General features: G+C 39.3%; 10 protein-coding genes. 8 read left to right on the top strand and 2 right to left on the bottom strand.

What is annotated here, in order from left to right; translation table 11 throughout:
• Positions 1 to 57: 57 nt before the first annotated feature.
• The 3 genes from DWA31_RS16855 to recG all read left to right on the top strand — a co-directional run bounded on the left by DWA31_RS16855 (position 58) and on the right by recG (position 3,549).
• Positions 58 to 447 (top strand): RidA family protein, encoded by a 390-nt coding sequence (locus DWA31_RS16855; protein ID WP_114327733.1) that lies wholly within the window; start codon positions 58 to 60, stop codon positions 445 to 447.
• Positions 448 to 667: 220 nt separating this feature from the next.
• Positions 668 to 1,375, top strand: coding sequence for a tRNA (guanosine(18)-2'-O)-methyltransferase TrmH (gene trmH, locus DWA31_RS16850; protein WP_114327732.1), 708 nt, complete (start codon positions 668 to 670; stop codon positions 1,373 to 1,375).
• A 32-nt stretch (positions 1,376 to 1,407) separates the two neighbouring features.
• Positions 1,408 to 3,549 (top strand): ATP-dependent DNA helicase RecG, encoded by a 2,142-nt coding sequence (gene recG, locus DWA31_RS16845; protein WP_114327731.1) that lies wholly within the window; start codon positions 1,408 to 1,410, stop codon positions 3,547 to 3,549.
• Between the two features lie 170 nt (positions 3,550 to 3,719).
• On the opposite strand, the gene polA is transcribed toward recG, so the two are convergent.
• Positions 3,720 to 6,524: a DNA polymerase I gene (polA, locus tag DWA31_RS16840; protein WP_114327762.1), complete on the bottom strand. Its 2,805-nt coding sequence runs from the start codon at positions 6,522 to 6,524 to the stop codon at positions 3,720 to 3,722.
• A gap of 742 nt (positions 6,525 to 7,266) precedes the next feature.
• Entirely contained in the window at positions 7,267 to 8,622 is a 1,356-nt protein-coding gene (gorA, locus tag DWA31_RS16835; RefSeq protein ID WP_114327730.1) for a glutathione-disulfide reductase, read from the bottom strand.
• A 526-nt stretch (positions 8,623 to 9,148) separates the two neighbouring features.
• Between gorA and prlC the strand changes: the two genes are divergently transcribed.
• The 5 genes from prlC (at position 9,149) to DWA31_RS16805 (ending at position 15,201) form a co-directional block, all read left to right on the top strand.
• A complete protein-coding gene (prlC, locus tag DWA31_RS16830) occupies positions 9,149 to 11,194 on the top strand; it encodes an oligopeptidase A (RefSeq protein ID WP_114327729.1) in 2,046 nt (681 codons plus the stop codon).
• Between the two features lie 4 nt (positions 11,195 to 11,198).
• Complete coding sequence (locus tag DWA31_RS16825) at positions 11,199 to 11,942, top strand: DNA-3-methyladenine glycosylase I (RefSeq protein WP_114327728.1); 744 nt, start codon at positions 11,199 to 11,201, stop codon at positions 11,940 to 11,942.
• Positions 11,943 to 12,049: 107 nt separating this feature from the next.
• Positions 12,050 to 12,742, top strand: a complete 693-nt coding sequence (locus tag DWA31_RS16820; RefSeq protein WP_245942662.1) for a class I SAM-dependent methyltransferase — start codon at positions 12,050 to 12,052, stop codon at positions 12,740 to 12,742.
• A gap of 554 nt (positions 12,743 to 13,296) precedes the next feature.
• Positions 13,297 to 13,824, top strand: coding sequence for a non-heme ferritin (gene ftnA, locus DWA31_RS16810; RefSeq protein WP_114327725.1), 528 nt, complete (start codon positions 13,297 to 13,299; stop codon positions 13,822 to 13,824).
• 177 nt (positions 13,825 to 14,001) lie between these two features.
• Positions 14,002 to 15,201: a BaiN/RdsA family NAD(P)/FAD-dependent oxidoreductase gene (locus DWA31_RS16805; protein WP_114327724.1), complete on the top strand. Its 1,200-nt coding sequence runs from the start codon at positions 14,002 to 14,004 to the stop codon at positions 15,199 to 15,201.
• The last annotated feature ends 342 nt before the right edge of the window (positions 15,202 to 15,543 follow it).

Here is a 15,543-nt window from a genome sequence, read left to right as displayed (position 1 = left end):
TGACAAGTAGCGAGTTACTCGTGACGAAAACACAAAAATAAATTAGCAGGAAATAAAATGAAAAGCATCATCTCTACAGATCAAGCACCTAGTGCTATCGGTACCTATAGCCAAGCCGTCAAAGTAAATAATACGGTTTATTTATCTGGACAAATCCCACTTATTCCTGAAACGATGGCAGTAGTCGATGGTGGTTTCGCTGAGCAAACCGAACAAGTATTTAAAAACCTTTCTGCCGTATGTGAAGCAGCAGGTGGTAGTATCAATGACATGGTGAAAGTGAACATTTTTATGACTGACCTAAGTAACTTTGCCACGGTTAATGAAATTATGGCGAAATATTTTCAACAACCTTATCCTGCGCGTGCCGCAATTCAAATATCTAAGCTACCAAAAGATGTTGATATTGAAATTGATGGGGTTATGGAATTACCCAACGTCAACTAGCATATTATTCATTTAAAATATGTAACTATTCACCATACCTAGTATTTCCGTCATTCCAGTTGTGTCTTTGTCTACAGGACGTAGGGTCTAGCTTTGGTCTGGACACCAAAGCTGAAGCTGGAATCTCAGTGTTTAAAAGTCTAGACTCCCGATTTAAAGACCTCGGGAGTGACGATAGGTGAATAGTTACTAAAATATTAACTTTACTAATAACAAAACTATGACTCCAAAAAGACTAAAACGCATCAATACCATGCTTGATAAGCGCCAGCCAGATCTTACCGTGTGTATGGAAGGTTTACATAAAAGCCATAATTTAGCTGCAGTAGTGCGCACTTGTGATGCTATTGGCGTTAGTGATGTACATGCCGTATGGAAAAGTGAAGAAGCAGAAGTCCGTGGCGGTAGCGCTGCAGGAAGCCAAAACTGGATTGATGTTCATAATTATCATAAAACGGCTGATGCAATTGCCGCCATGAAAGCGCAAGGCATGCAAATATTGGTGACGAACTTATCTGATACTGCTGTCGACTTTCGTGAAATTGATTACACTAAGCCCACGGCTATTATCTTGGGACAAGAGAAATTTGGCACTTCCGATGTTGCCTTAGCATTAGCAGATCAAGATATTGTTGTTCCTATGGTTGGCATGGTGCAATCGCTTAATGTTTCAGTTGCCTGTTCAGTGGTGTTATACGAAGCACAGCGCCAACGACAATTAGCCGGTATGTATGATAAACCCAAGCTGAGTCACGAACGCCGACAGCGTGTTTTATTTGAGGGTGGTCATCCTATTTTTGCCGAAGCTTGTCAGCGCAAGGGCTTACCTTATCCGATTATAGATGAAGAAGGACAAATTGTTGCTGAAGAAATATGGTGGCAAAAAATGCAAATGAATAAAAAAGCTTGGCAGCACCTTGATGATTAATTACCAAGAACGGTTTTAAACCAAAAATCATCATGGAAGCATTGACCAAACTCTCTCAAGTCGCCCTAACAACACTCAAAGGTGTTGGCCCAAGTATGGCAAAAAGACTAGAAAAATTGAGTTTATTGTCTGTGCAAGATTTATTATTTCATTTACCACTTCGCTATGAAGACAGAACCCGCGTATCCACTATTCGAGACTGCCTTGTGGGTACACATACTAATATCATCGGCGAAATAACCAGCAATCAGCTTACCCATGGTAAACGCCGGATGATGGTAGTCAACGTAAATGATGGTACTGGCAATGTACAATTATGTTTTTTCAGCTTCTCGGCTAGTCAAAAAAACAGCTTAAGTGTCGGACAAACTATTCGTTGTTATGGCGAAATAAAACGCGGTCCAAACGGCTTTCAAATAGTGCACCCTGAATACCGTTCTTTAGACGATGATCGTGCTTTGACGCCAATGGAAGAAACCTTAACACCGGTTTACCCCACTACTGATGGTTTAAAACAAATTTCACTGCGTAACCTAACCGATCAAGCACTTATTCGACTTCAACGTGGACAAGTGGAAGAGTTATTACCTAGCCATTTATTCGACGAGCATTATTCACTAGCACAAGCATTAGCAATAATTCATAGGCCTCCGCCCGATGCTTCGACTAGTCAACTTGAGCTTGGTAAACACCCTGCGCAATTACGTTTGATCAAAGAAGAGTTAATTGCTCATAATTTAAGTATGCTTAAACTCAGACAAAGTAGTGATGTTCATCATGCTGTTTCATTAACCCTTGAACAAGCAATTGAGGGCTCTTATTCCACTAAAGACTCTTATTCCGCTGAAGGCTCTTATTCCGCTGAAGGCTCCTTTTTAAACGCGCTACCTTTTTCGCCTACTAAAGCACAAGCGCGCGTAGTAAAAGAAATAAAAACTGACTTAGCTAAATCTCAACCCATGATGCGCTTAGTCCAAGGTGATGTTGGCTCAGGTAAAACCCTCGTAGCAGCCCTAGCTGCATTAACAGCCATCAGTCAAGGTTATCAAGTGGCGCTAATGGCGCCAACAGAAATATTAGCCGAACAACACGCCATTAATTTTGCTAATTGGTTTACTCCACTTAATATAAGCGTTGGTTGGCTCGCCGGAAAAACCAAAGCCAAAGCGCGTCGTTTAGCACTCGAAAAAATGGCCAGTGGCGAAATGCAAATGGTTGTCGGTACCCATGCATTGTTTCAAGCTGATGTTGAATTTAACAAGTTAGTTTTAGTTATTATTGATGAGCAACACAAATTTGGTGTTCATCAACGGCTATCACTACGAGAAAAAGGCGTTTTTGATGATAATTACCCACATCAATTAATTATGACTGCCACGCCTATTCCTCGCACTTTAGCCATGACCGCATATGCTGATTTAGACACTTCGGTTATTGATGAACTACCGCCCGGACGAACACCAATCAATACGGTTGCCCTACCCGATGCTCGTCGCGAAAATGTTATTGAGCGTATTAGAGAAGGTTGTACCAATGACAACCGTCAAGCGTATTGGGTTTGCACGTTAATTGAAGAGTCGGAAGTATTACAATGCCAAGCAGCAGAAGACACTGCATTACATTTGCAAGCACAACTACCTGAGCTAAAAATAGGCCTTGTTCATGGACGAATGAAAGCGGCAGAAAAACAAGAGATTATGACTCGCTTTAAAGCGGGTGAAATCCACCTGCTTATTGCAACCACCGTGATTGAAGTGGGCGTTGATGTACCCAATGCCAGCTTAATGGTAATAGAAAATCCTGAACGTTTAGGCTTAGCGCAACTACATCAATTACGCGGCCGTGTGGGTAGAGGCTCAGTCGCGTCACATTGTGTATTATTATACAAAGCGCCACTGTCAAAAACTGCCACTAAGCGTTTAGCGGTATTGAGAGAAAGTAATGACGGTTTTGTTATTGCTGAAAAAGATTTAGAAATCAGAGGCCCCGGCGAATTACTCGGTACCCGTCAAACGGGTTTAGCAGAATTGAAAATTGCCGATTTAGTCCGCGATGGTTACCTTATTCCTGACATTAAACAAAAAGCTTATTTATTATCACGCCAAAACCCTGAATGCGCTCAAGCACTTATTCAACGTTGGCTTGGTAATAAAGAGCGCTACTCAAACGCATAGCTTCATGCTTATAGTTTTATTTTCAAAGTTATAAAAACAAAAAATCTGCCAACCTGAAACAGGTTGGCAGTAAAAACATGGAACACACAACACAATAGGAATAGTTACTGTGTAATAGATAAGAACTTACTTTGCACTATAAACTTTCAAATTAAAGCCTAACTTAAAACCTAATGCGCTTCTTCCCAGTTATCCCCTATCCCTGCTTCAGCAATTAACGGCACACTTAATTCAACCGCATTATTCATCAGCTCAACTAATTTAGCCGTAGTTTCTTCCACAATATCTTGATGGATTTCAAAAATTAATTCATCGTGTACTTGCATGGTCATTTTAATGCGATCATCATTTTGTTCAGATAACCAAGCCGCAACGGCTAACATAGCTTTTTTAATGATATCTGCCGCTGTACCTTGCATAGGAGCATTAATAGCGGCACGTTCTGCTGCTTTTTTACGCAGTCCATTTTTAGCATTAATGTCTGGTAAATATAATCGACGACCATATAACGTTTCTACAAAACCTTGTTCACTCGCTTGTTGGCGAGTCTCTTCCATATACGTTAATACGCCAGGGTAGCGTTCAAAGTATTTATCTTGATACTCTTGTGCTTGATGACGACCAATATTCAATTGCTTAGCTAGACCGAATGCTGACATGCCGTAGATCAACCCAAAGTTAATCGCTTTAGCGCTACGTCGTTGATCTGTAGTTACTTCATCCAGTTCAACGGCAAAAATTTCAGCGGCTGTAGCACGATGAACATCTTTACCCTCACTAAACGCTGTCACTAAACCTTTATCATTAGATAAGTGCGCCATGATCCGCAATTCTATTTGTGAGTAATCAATGGCTACAATTTTATGATCTTTAGGGGCGATAAAAGCGCGGCGTATTTTACGGCCTTGCTCAGAACGAATTGGAATATTTTGTAAGTTTGGATCGGTTGATGATAAACGCCCGGTCGCGGTTACTGCCTGATGATAAGAAGTATGTACTCGTCCTGTTTTAGGGCTAACCATTAAAGGTAATTTATCTGTATAGGTTGATTTTAACTTACTCAAACCGCGGTTTTCTAGAATCACTTTTGGCAATGGATAATCAAGCGCCAGCTCTTGTAACACTTCTTCGGCAGTAGAAGGGGCACCTTTGGGGGTTTTTTTAATAACAGGAATTTTTAACTCTTCAAACAATATTTGTTGTAATTGTTTAGGAGAGCTAAGGTTAAAACTTTTTCCGGCAATATTATGGGCTTCAATTTCTAATTCGTCTAATCGCTGGCCGATACTTTGGCTTTGCTGATCGAGTATATCGCAATCAATCAACACCCCTGTTTGCTCCATTTGTGCCAATACTGGCATTAACGGTATTTCAATATCGTTATAAACACTAAGCTGCTCAGGTAACTGCTCAAGTGCAGGAAAAATAGCTTGGTGTAAACGTAGGGTTATATCTGCATCTTCTGCGGCGTATTGACCTGCCTTTTCAATCTCTATTTGATTAAAGGTTAATTGCTTTGCCCCTTTACCGGCAATATCCTCAAAATGAACCGTTTTATAATCAAGATATTTAAGCGCTAACGCATCCATATTATGGCGCGTAGCAACACTGTTATAACAATAAGATTCAATCATGGTATCAAAAGCAACACCTTGCAATTTAATATCATAATGACTTAATACATTGGCATCGTACTTTAAATTTTGGCCAACTTTTTTAATACTAGTACTTTCTAATAATGGCTTTAATTGTGCCAATACCCAGTCTCGGTCGAGTTGCTCGGGTGCGCCGACGTAATCATGAGTCAGCGGTACATAAGCAGCCTTGCCCACTTCTACGGCAAATGATAAACCGACAAGTTCGGCTTTCATATAATTGATACTCGTAGTTTCAGTATCAAAGGCAAAAGCATCACTGGTTTTTAATTTATCTAACCAGTTAGTAAACACTTCTTTGTCGAATATTATATCGTATTCACTTTCAGCGACTTCTACTGTAGCAACCTCAATACCCATCGATTCAGCTACACTAACCTTCGCTTTTACCTTAGACGTACTCGTTGTTTGTTCACCGCTGCTACCTTTATCTAAACCAGCTAACAAACGTTTCAGTTCAAACTCTTGATAAAGCAATCTTAATGCATCAGTGTCTGGTTCATTGGGCGCTAATTCTGCCGCAGTTTGCGCTAATTCAACATCACATTTAATGGTCGCCAATTGATAAGACAGCGGTAATTGTGCTAATGCATCACGTAGGTTTTCACCAATTTTTCCTTTCACTTTGTCCGCGTTGGCAATCACTTCATCTAATGTGCCATGTTCTGCTAACCATTTAACCGCTGTTTTGGGGCCACACTTCACTACGCCTGGAATGTTATCCACTTTGTCGCCCATCAAGGCAAGGTAATCGATGATTTGATCAGGTCGAACACCAAATTTTTCACTAACACCCGCAACGTCCATCTCTACATCTGTCATGGTATTAATCAAACGAACATGAGGCGTTACTAGCTGCGCCATGTCTTTATCGCCGGTAGAAATGACCGTTTCAATCCCAAGCTCATCTGCTTGTTTTGCCAATGTGCCAATAACATCATCGGCCTCAACCCCAGGAATAACTAAAAGCGGTAAACCCATCGCACTAATAATATCGTGTAAAGGTGCAATTTGAGTACGTAAATCATCCGGCATTGGTGGACGATTTGCTTTGTATTCTGGATACATATCATTGCGAAAGGTTTTACCTTTAGCATCGAAAATAGCGATGATATTGCCATTTGGGTAGTCTTTTTTCAAACTACCCAGCATATTCAATACACCAGTAATTGCGCCAGTAGATTGGCCACTTGCAGTAGATAATGCTTGCAGATAAGGCACATGATAAGCGCGAAATAAATAAGATGAGCCATCAACTAAAATAAGTGGTTGGTTTATTTTTGAAGAAATTTGCAAAGATTTTTCTGGCAAAGTTGTCATAAGAATTGAGTCTAAACAATAAGATGGGGTAAGCATGCCACAAAGCACGCTTTAGCTCTACTGCACTATGACAATTGGTACTAGCACAATGTGGATAACTTTGTTGATAAACACAATGAAAAATCAGAATATAAAGCATTGCCACTCTGAAAATTAAAGCTATACAAATGATTTAATTGAAAAAAATAAGAAACCAGTACTTTTGTCGCATAATGTTTTTTATTTTTATTTTTGTGGATAAATAAATTTTATCATCGTTACTTTTTAATTGTATAAAAAAAAAGCCCAAAAAATAACGAGGTAAGAGACTATCAGAATTTCACGTTATTACTAGTACATTATGAAAACTTTTTAACTCTTTTTTTCTGCTCACAATAACAAAAAAATATAAGCTAACACTGGCGCGCCTTAACGGACGGTCAACCAGTTACAATAACTTTCAACATATTTTAAAGTAACGTTACAATTAATTAATTGTTATTGATTAAGGTATAAATTCGAAAGCTAAATAACCTCGTTGGTAGTAATAATACCATTAATTGAATTAATGAACGCACCATTTAGCGAGAATTAAAAGGCTTAGAGGCAAAGCATTGATTCAATTGGTATAAAAGATGTTTTAGGCTGGTTATAAAAATGAAGGCAACTTGTTTCGATAAATATTGAAACAAGTTGCCTTGTTGCTAGCCAAAAATTTTTATTCAGGCGTAACTGGAGGAATTAATATTTCCTTGTTACACCATCAAGTCATAGTAACAAACTCTTCCGCAGAGGTTGGATGAATAGCAATAGTATTATCGAAATCAGCTTTCGTCGCGCCCATTTTCATCGCAACGGCAAAACCTTGTAGTAGTTCGTCACTACCAAAACCAATACTATGTAACCCAACAACTTTTTCATCTACGCCAGCACAAATTAACTTCATTCGTGTTGGATCTCGGTAATCTTCAGTAATGGCTTGATAAAGGGCCGTGAACTGTGAATTATAAACACTAATATTGTCTTCACCATATTGCGTAACAGCTTCTCCCTCTGTTAATCCTACCGTGCCAATTACAGGGTGGCTAAAGACAACTGTCGCGATACCTGAGTAATCTAAATGTTCATCTGGTTTATTGTTAAATAAGCGTTCACATAAACGACGACCTGCAGCAACAGCTACTGGTGTTAACTGTGCACGCCCAGTATTGTCACCAACTGCATAAATACCCTCTACATTGGTATTTTGATATTTATCTGTAACAATAAAGCCTCGTTCATTGAGCTCAACACCCGCCAGTTCTAGATTAATATTATCAGTAGCTGGCTCTCGACCTATTGCCCAGACTAATTTTTCAACTGGGCCAACCGACTGACCATTAGTTAAATGTACTACGAGGTTTCCATCTGCTAATTTTTCAATGCGTTCAGGCGTACTGTGGTTATGCAAGGTTGGACCATGCTTTGCCATTTGTTCAACTAATGTGGTACTTAACATATCATCAAAGGTGCGGAGTGGTTTCTCATTTCTAACCAACAAATGCGTTTGTGTGCCTAGCCCATAAAATACACCTGCTAGCTCTACCGCAATATAACCTGCACCAATAACAGCAACTGACTTAGGTTGCTCGGTCAGCGCAAAAAAACCATCTGAGTCAATGCCAAATTCAGCACCTTCAATATCAGGGATAGAAGGACGCCCACCAGTCGCAATAGTAATATGATCTGCGGTATATAAGGTGCCACCTACCTCAACCGTATTTTTATCTATAAATTTAGCAAACCCTTGAATAACAGTGACATTGTTCGCATCAAAACCGCGTTGATAGGCACCATGAATTCTTTCTATATACGCTTCACGATTGTTAACTAAATGGTTCCAGTCAAAACCTTTTTGCTCTAATTTAAAGCCATAGTCATGTGCATATTTAAGCGCGTCGCTAATTTGCCCCGCGTACCACATGGCTTTTTTGGGAACACAGCCAACATTCACACAAGTACCACCAAGGTATTTGGCTTCAATTACTGCTGCTTTTTTACCAAGCTTTGCTGCTCTGTTTGCCGAAGCAATACCGCCACTACCAGCGCCAATGGCTAAATAATCAAAATGTTGTGTCATTAGAGAATCCTTAGGGTTAACTATTTTTATCTTTAGTTTTATCTTTACTATGTGGGTACAAAAAACCATACAATCAAGCGAAGCGTTAACTAATTTACCTTTAACTCAATAATATTAGGGTCTGTTGATCTTTCGAGATTGTTTTAGCATCAATGGATTTACTGTATAAATACTCCTGAAAATAATGCGTTTTGTGTTACTTCTATATTAAGTAAATTTTTAAGTAACTACTCACCTATCGTCACTCCCGAGATGTTTTAATCGGGAGTCTACTGTTTAAAACAGGCAGATTCCGGCTTCAGCTTTGGTGTCCAGACCAAAGCTAGACCCTACGTCCTGTAGGCAAAGACACAACCGGAATGACGTGCACGCTGGGTATGGTGAATAATTACGTTTTTAATAACGTTGCTACAAAATCAAACAAAATATTAAATAGCAAAAAAAATGCCTCTGTTAAGTAATTACCCTTGAATATTTCCTTTGTTGTCATCACATCTACACTATCATTTATTAAATTTGAACCATTATGACTAACCCTTTATTGCTAAACTCACCTTTACCCGAATTCACAAAAATAAAGCCCGAACATGTAAAACCAGCAGTAGAGCAAATGATCGCAGATTGTAAAAAAACAATTGAACAAGTATTAACTGAACAAAGTACTTTTACTTGGCAAAATCTAGTGATGCCTATTGATGAAGTTGATGACATATTATCCAAACTTTGGTCACCAATTTCCCATATGAACTCGGTAATCAGTAGTGATGAATTACGAGATGCTTATGAGTCATGCTTACCTATACTGTCAGAATACAGCACGTTTGTTGGCCAACACCAAGGACTATATCAAGCTTACCTACAGTTAAAAAACAGCAGTGAATTTTCTAGCTTAGCTACTGACCAACAAAAAGTTATTACCAATGCTTTACGTGATTTCAAATTATCAGGCGTCGCTCTAAATGATGACAGCAAGAAACGATACGGAGAAATAGTCAGTCGTTTATCAGAATTAAGCTCAAGCTTTAGTAATAATGTGCTTGATGCCACACAAGCGTTTAGCATTAATATTAACGATAAAAATGATTTAACAGGTTTACCTGACAGTGCCTTAGCCGCAGCACAAGCACTAGCCAAAAGCAAAGAACAACAAGGTTATAATTTCACGTTAGACATACCTAGTTACCTACCGGTAATGATGTATTGTGACAATCAAGCATTACGTGAAAAACTACATCGTGCTTTTGTTACTCGCGCTTCTGATCAAGGACCAAATGCTGGGGAATTCGACAATAGCGGTATTATGAATGAACTTTTAGCGCTTCGTCACGAATTAGCCCAATTGCTCGATTTTACTAACTACGCTGAACATTCTCTCGCCACTAAAATGGCCAACTCCACCAGCGAAGTAATGGAATTTTTAGAAAACCTTGCGATTAAATCCAAACATCAGGGTGAACAAGACTTTCAAGAATTAAACGATTTTGCCAAAAGTGAGTATTCACAAGATACTTTACAGGCATGGGATTTAGCCTACTACAGCGAAAAACTGAAACAAAGCCGTTATACCATTTCAGATGAAGAACTACGTCCTTACTTCCCCAAAGATAAAGTTGTTGAAGGGTTGTTTTCTGTTGTGAACCGTTTATTTGGCTTAACTATTACCTGTCGCGATGGTGTTGATGTTTGGCATGATGACGTGAAATTTTATGACGTTTTTGGCGCTGATGGCCAACTACGTGGCAGCTTCTATTTAGATTTATACGCCCGTGAGAAAAAACGCGGCGGTGCTTGGATGGATGATTGTGTTGGTAGAGCTAAACTTAGCACAGGTGAAATTCAACACCCTGTTGCCTACCTAACCTGTAATTTCAATGGCCCTGTTGGCGATACGCCGGCACTATTTACCCATGATGAAGTAGTCACCTTATTTCACGAGTTTGGTCACGGCTTACACCACATGTTAACGCAAATAGATGCGAGTGCCGTTTCTGGGATTAATGGCGTTCCTTGGGATGCGGTGGAACTACCGAGCCAATTTTTAGAAAACTGGTGTTGGCAACCAGAAGCGCTGGCATTTATTTCTAACCATTTTGAAACCGGTGAATCATTACCTCAGGCGCTTTTAGATAAAATGCTTGCAGCAAAAAACTTTCAATCGGCCATGCAAATGTTACGTCAATTAGAGTTCAGCATTTTTGATTTTACTATGCACGCCAGCTATACCAAAGAAGCCAAAGAAGACCATATACAACAAGTACTAAACCAAGTGAGAGAACAGTATTCCGTGGTAAAAGCGCCAGAATTTAATCGCTTTCAACATGGTTTTAGTCATATTTTTGGTGGTGGTTATGCCGCGGGCTATTATAGTTATAAATGGGCCGAAGTATTATCAGCCGATGCCTTTGGTTTATTTGAACAAGAAGGTATTTTCAACCAAGCTACGGGTCAGTCTTTTTTAACCAATGTTTTAGAGAAAGGCGGTAGCGAAGAACCAAGTGAATTATTTAAAAACTTCCGTGGCAGAGCACCTGAAATAGAAGCCTTACTTCGTCATTGTGGTATTGAAGCTTAATTTTATGACTGTAAATACCACGGAAAAATTTAGTGATTTATATCAGCGCGCCGCGAAACGAAAAGGTGGCGTAAAGGCATTAGAATTATTGCTTGGTAAAAAAATTATCGGTAAAAAATTACTTAACGATGAAGCTGCACAACAAGGTGTGGCAACGTTAAGTGATGATCGCCTATTATCCGCATTTACCAAACAAATTTTTAAATCGGGGTTTGTCTGGCGTGTTGTAGAAAATAAATGGCCTAACTTTGAAGAAAGCTTTTTCAATTTTAACATTGAAAAGGTGCTAATGATGCCTGAAGAGATGCTTGAAAGAAAAGCAGCTAATCCTGATATTATTCGCAATTATAATAAGGTAAAAACCATTAAAGCAAATGCGCAAATGATGTTCGATCATCAAATAGAACATAAAACCAGCTTTGCGCAATTTATTGCCGAATGGCCAAGCAGTGACATTATTGGTTTATGGGCGTTTTTGAAAAAGCACGGGCAACGTCTTGGTGGTAATACTGGGCCTTACGCGTTAAGGCTATTAGGCAAAGATACCTTTATATTGAGCTCAGATGTAGAAGCCTACATTAGGGCACAAAAGGTAATTGATGGCGGTTTACAAAGTAAAAAAAGCTTAACTGCAATTCAGGCCTTTTTTAATCAACACCAGCAAGAGTCGGGTTACAGCCTAACTCAACTAAGCCGTTTAATTGCCTTTGCCAGTGGTGATAATTATGTACAACTTGAGGAAGTTTAATGACTAAGCTTCTTCATCAAAATGTTGCCGTTGCCTATAGTGATTCAATTGACACTGATCGCTGTAAACTTATCGCGAAAAAATGGCACCTTAATTATATTGGTGATATGGCATCAGCACGCAAAAATGCCTCATTAGATTTTTTATTGCAACTAAACCATCAAGTACTTGAGTTAATAAAACTTGATGAACCAAAGCTTAGCGGTATTAACGTTGACTTTGTTGACGGCGCAGTGGCGCATCGTCGTAAATTTGGTGGTGGTAGAGGCCAAGACATTGCCAAAGCCATCGGTCTAAAACATGGTTTCGCCCCGCATGTACTAGATGCTACCGCAGGGTTAGGCCGTGATGCTTTTGTATTAGCGAGTCTTGGCTGCCAAGTCACCTTAATGGAACGTATGCCGGTAGTTGCTGCCCTACTCGATGATGGCTTAGAACGCGCTAAACTCAATGCGGAGGTAAGTGAAATAGCGCAACGTATGCGGTTAGTTCACGGTTCATCTATTGAGAATATGGCTTTAACCGATCAGGTAGATGTGGTCTATCTTGATCCCATGTACCCACATCGTGATAAATCAGCCGCTGTAAAAAAAGAAATGCGAGTATTTCAATCATTAGTGGGTGAAGACTTAGATGCTGATGCGTTATTAGCACCCGCACTTGCTTTGGCTAAATATCGCGTGGTAGTAAAACGTCCTAGCTATGCTCCTCCGCTAAATAACCAAACACCGACAACAAGTATCAAGATGAAAAAAAATCGTTTTGATGTTTATGTAAATAAAGCAATTCCTAAAATTTAGCTCTACACTTAATTTTAGCGGTACTAACTTATGGCAAAAGCATTATGTAAATGGAAAAAAAAGATATTGAACATAATATCCATGAGTTGGTACATATCGTCAGTAAGCCTAGGTTTATACCCAAGTGAACTCAAAAAGCGGATTTTAGGACAACTGAGCGAGCCATATACAAGGCGCATCTTTTTATTAATGGTTACTCCCTTAAAAAAGGATGCAACGAAGTAGATGGTTTGCTCAGTTGTCCCCGTAGGGTTGGTTTAGAAACGTTTTATGCTTCGTTATTGATTTCAACAATGGAACAACCATTCTCTTCAATCAATGCCTTGCCTAAAGACGTTTCTAATTCCAACTAAAACCTGCACTTTGAATTCACTTGGGTATATATGTAAAGTTGCGCGCGGGCAACACACGATAAAAGTTATTTATGCAAACCAGTTAAACTTAACTAACACCCTAGTAATTATACCGTTTATACTCGCTAACAAAGCACACTTGAACATTGTCATCACCCAAGGCAAGATCCTAAATAGATAATCAAAAATAAAGAGACCTCAATGTTAAAAAACGAAATGGTAGAACAATTAAATCAACAAATTAACCGAGAATTTTATTCATCTAATCTTTATTTGCAAATGAGTGCTTGGTGTGAAGAAAAGGGATTTTCTGGCGCCGCTGAATTTATGCGTAAACATGCCGCAGAAGAAATGGATCACATGACGCGTTTATTTACCTATGTTAGCGAAACAGGTGCTTTACCTATACTAGGAGCTATTGAGGCGGCTCCTCATGAATTTAAATCTTTAGCTGATGTATTTGAACAAACCTACAAGCATGAATGCGAGATTACTGAACACATTAACGGATTAGCTCATCAAGCTTTTAGTAGCCAAGACTACTCAACCTTTAATTTTCTACAATGGTATGTCGCTGAGCAGCATGAAGAAGAAACACTATTTAAAAGCGTTCTAGATAAAATTAATCTAGTGGGTCATGACGGCCATGCTTTATTCTTTGTTGACAAAGATTTAGCAGAAATGGCAAAAAATGGTTCAAGCAGTATCATGACAGAAACAACAGCATAAACGTTTAACAGCGCAGTACACGGTTAAACTTAGTAAACTAAAGAAAGGGCTTTTATAGCCCTTTTTTTGTATAAGCATGATTACAGAAAGATTATACTAGTCTCGAAATTTTCAACCCTCTTCGTGAAGCTTTACTTATAAGTTTTATAGTTTGGGTTTTATTCTTAAGGTGTAACAGTGATCACAACAGACGTATTAATAATTGGTGCCGGTGCGGCAGGATTAATGTGTGCAGCACAAGCAGGCTATCGCGGTAAAAGCGTTGTTGTGGTTGATATGGGTAAAAAACCCGCTAGAAAAGTATTAATCAGTGGTGGTGGCCGTTGTAACTTTACCAACCAAGGCACAACACCTAATCACTTTATTTGTCAAAACCCGCATTTTGTTAAATCAGCCTTAAGTCGATTCTCTGCCGATGATTTTATTGAACTCGTAGAAAGACATAGCGTTAATTATCATCATAAAACCTTAGGGCAATTGTTTTGCGATGATAGTGCTCAAGACATAGTTGATGTTTTACTTACCGAGTGTGATTGGGCAGGCGTGTCTATTAACCTTCGTACTGAAGTACTTTCAGTGCGTAAAGATTCAGAACGTGGTTATCTTGTAAAAACCTCTGATAAAGATTATCAATGCCAATCTTTGGTTATTGCCTCTGGTGGGCTTACCATGCCAAAACTGGGCGCATCTCCTATTGGTTATAAAATTGCAGAACAATTCGGGCTCAATGTTTTACCCACTATAGCGGCCTTAGTACCTTTCACTTTACATGATCATGACAAAAAACGCTTCGAGGGTTTGTCTGGTATTAGTATTGACTGTCAGGTAACCAGTGAAAAGGGTATAAGTTTTCGTGAAAACATCCTTTTTACACACCGCGGCCTATCCGGGCCTGCTATATTGCAAATTTCATCTTTTTGGCAAGCAGGTGAAGCGGTTACTATCAATTTATTACCTGAAAGCAATCTCAACGAAATTATCAATAACTGGCGTGAACAACAACCTCAAAAGTCATTAAAAAACCTCTTAGCCACCTTATTTCCCAAACGCTTTGTTGAAGCATTAATTAACGATGAAACGATTGCGACAACAGTCGCAGATAAAGCCATCAATCAGTTAAACCATGACGAGATAGATAATATCGCTGGTGAAATCCACGCTTGGCAAATAAAGCCCAATGGCACTGAAGGCTACCGCACCGCAGAAGTAACTTTGGGAGGTATCAATACCGATGAGCTTTCCTCTAAAACCTTTGAAGCCAAAAAATCGAAAAGCTTATATTTTATTGGTGAAGCAGTCGATGTTACCGGCTGGCTTGGCGGTTATAATTTTCAATGGTGTTGGTCTAGTGGTTGGGCTTGCGGACAAGCGGTTTGATTGACAATACGTAATTTTAGCGAACACTATGTTGACTCCCAGCCCTTAACAACAAGCAACTATTTTTTACAAAAGTTGAAATTGTAGCGAGCAAGGACTCTGTAGGCCACAGCCTGCTTTAAATTATGACATAACAGTGCTTCAGGCAGAGTTGTTCTTTACTATTTAACAAACTTAAGTGTAGTGGTTCATATTTAAAATGTCGTCTCTTGCCACTTTGAACTAAACCGCTCCGCGGTAATGGTGACCTTGGCAAGCACCGTCTCCCCCTATAACACATTCACTTTTTCCTACACTAAGTTTTGAGGCATGTCGCCTCATCTTAGATTGGAGAATATCCCA

It is taken from the genome of Candidatus Colwellia aromaticivorans, assembly GCF_003333305.1.
Taxonomy (GTDB): Bacteria; Pseudomonadota; Gammaproteobacteria; order Enterobacterales; family Alteromonadaceae; genus Colwellia; species Colwellia aromaticivorans.
The sequence above is the reverse complement of the archived record's forward strand: the minus strand, read 5'-3'. Positions and strand labels throughout refer to the sequence as shown.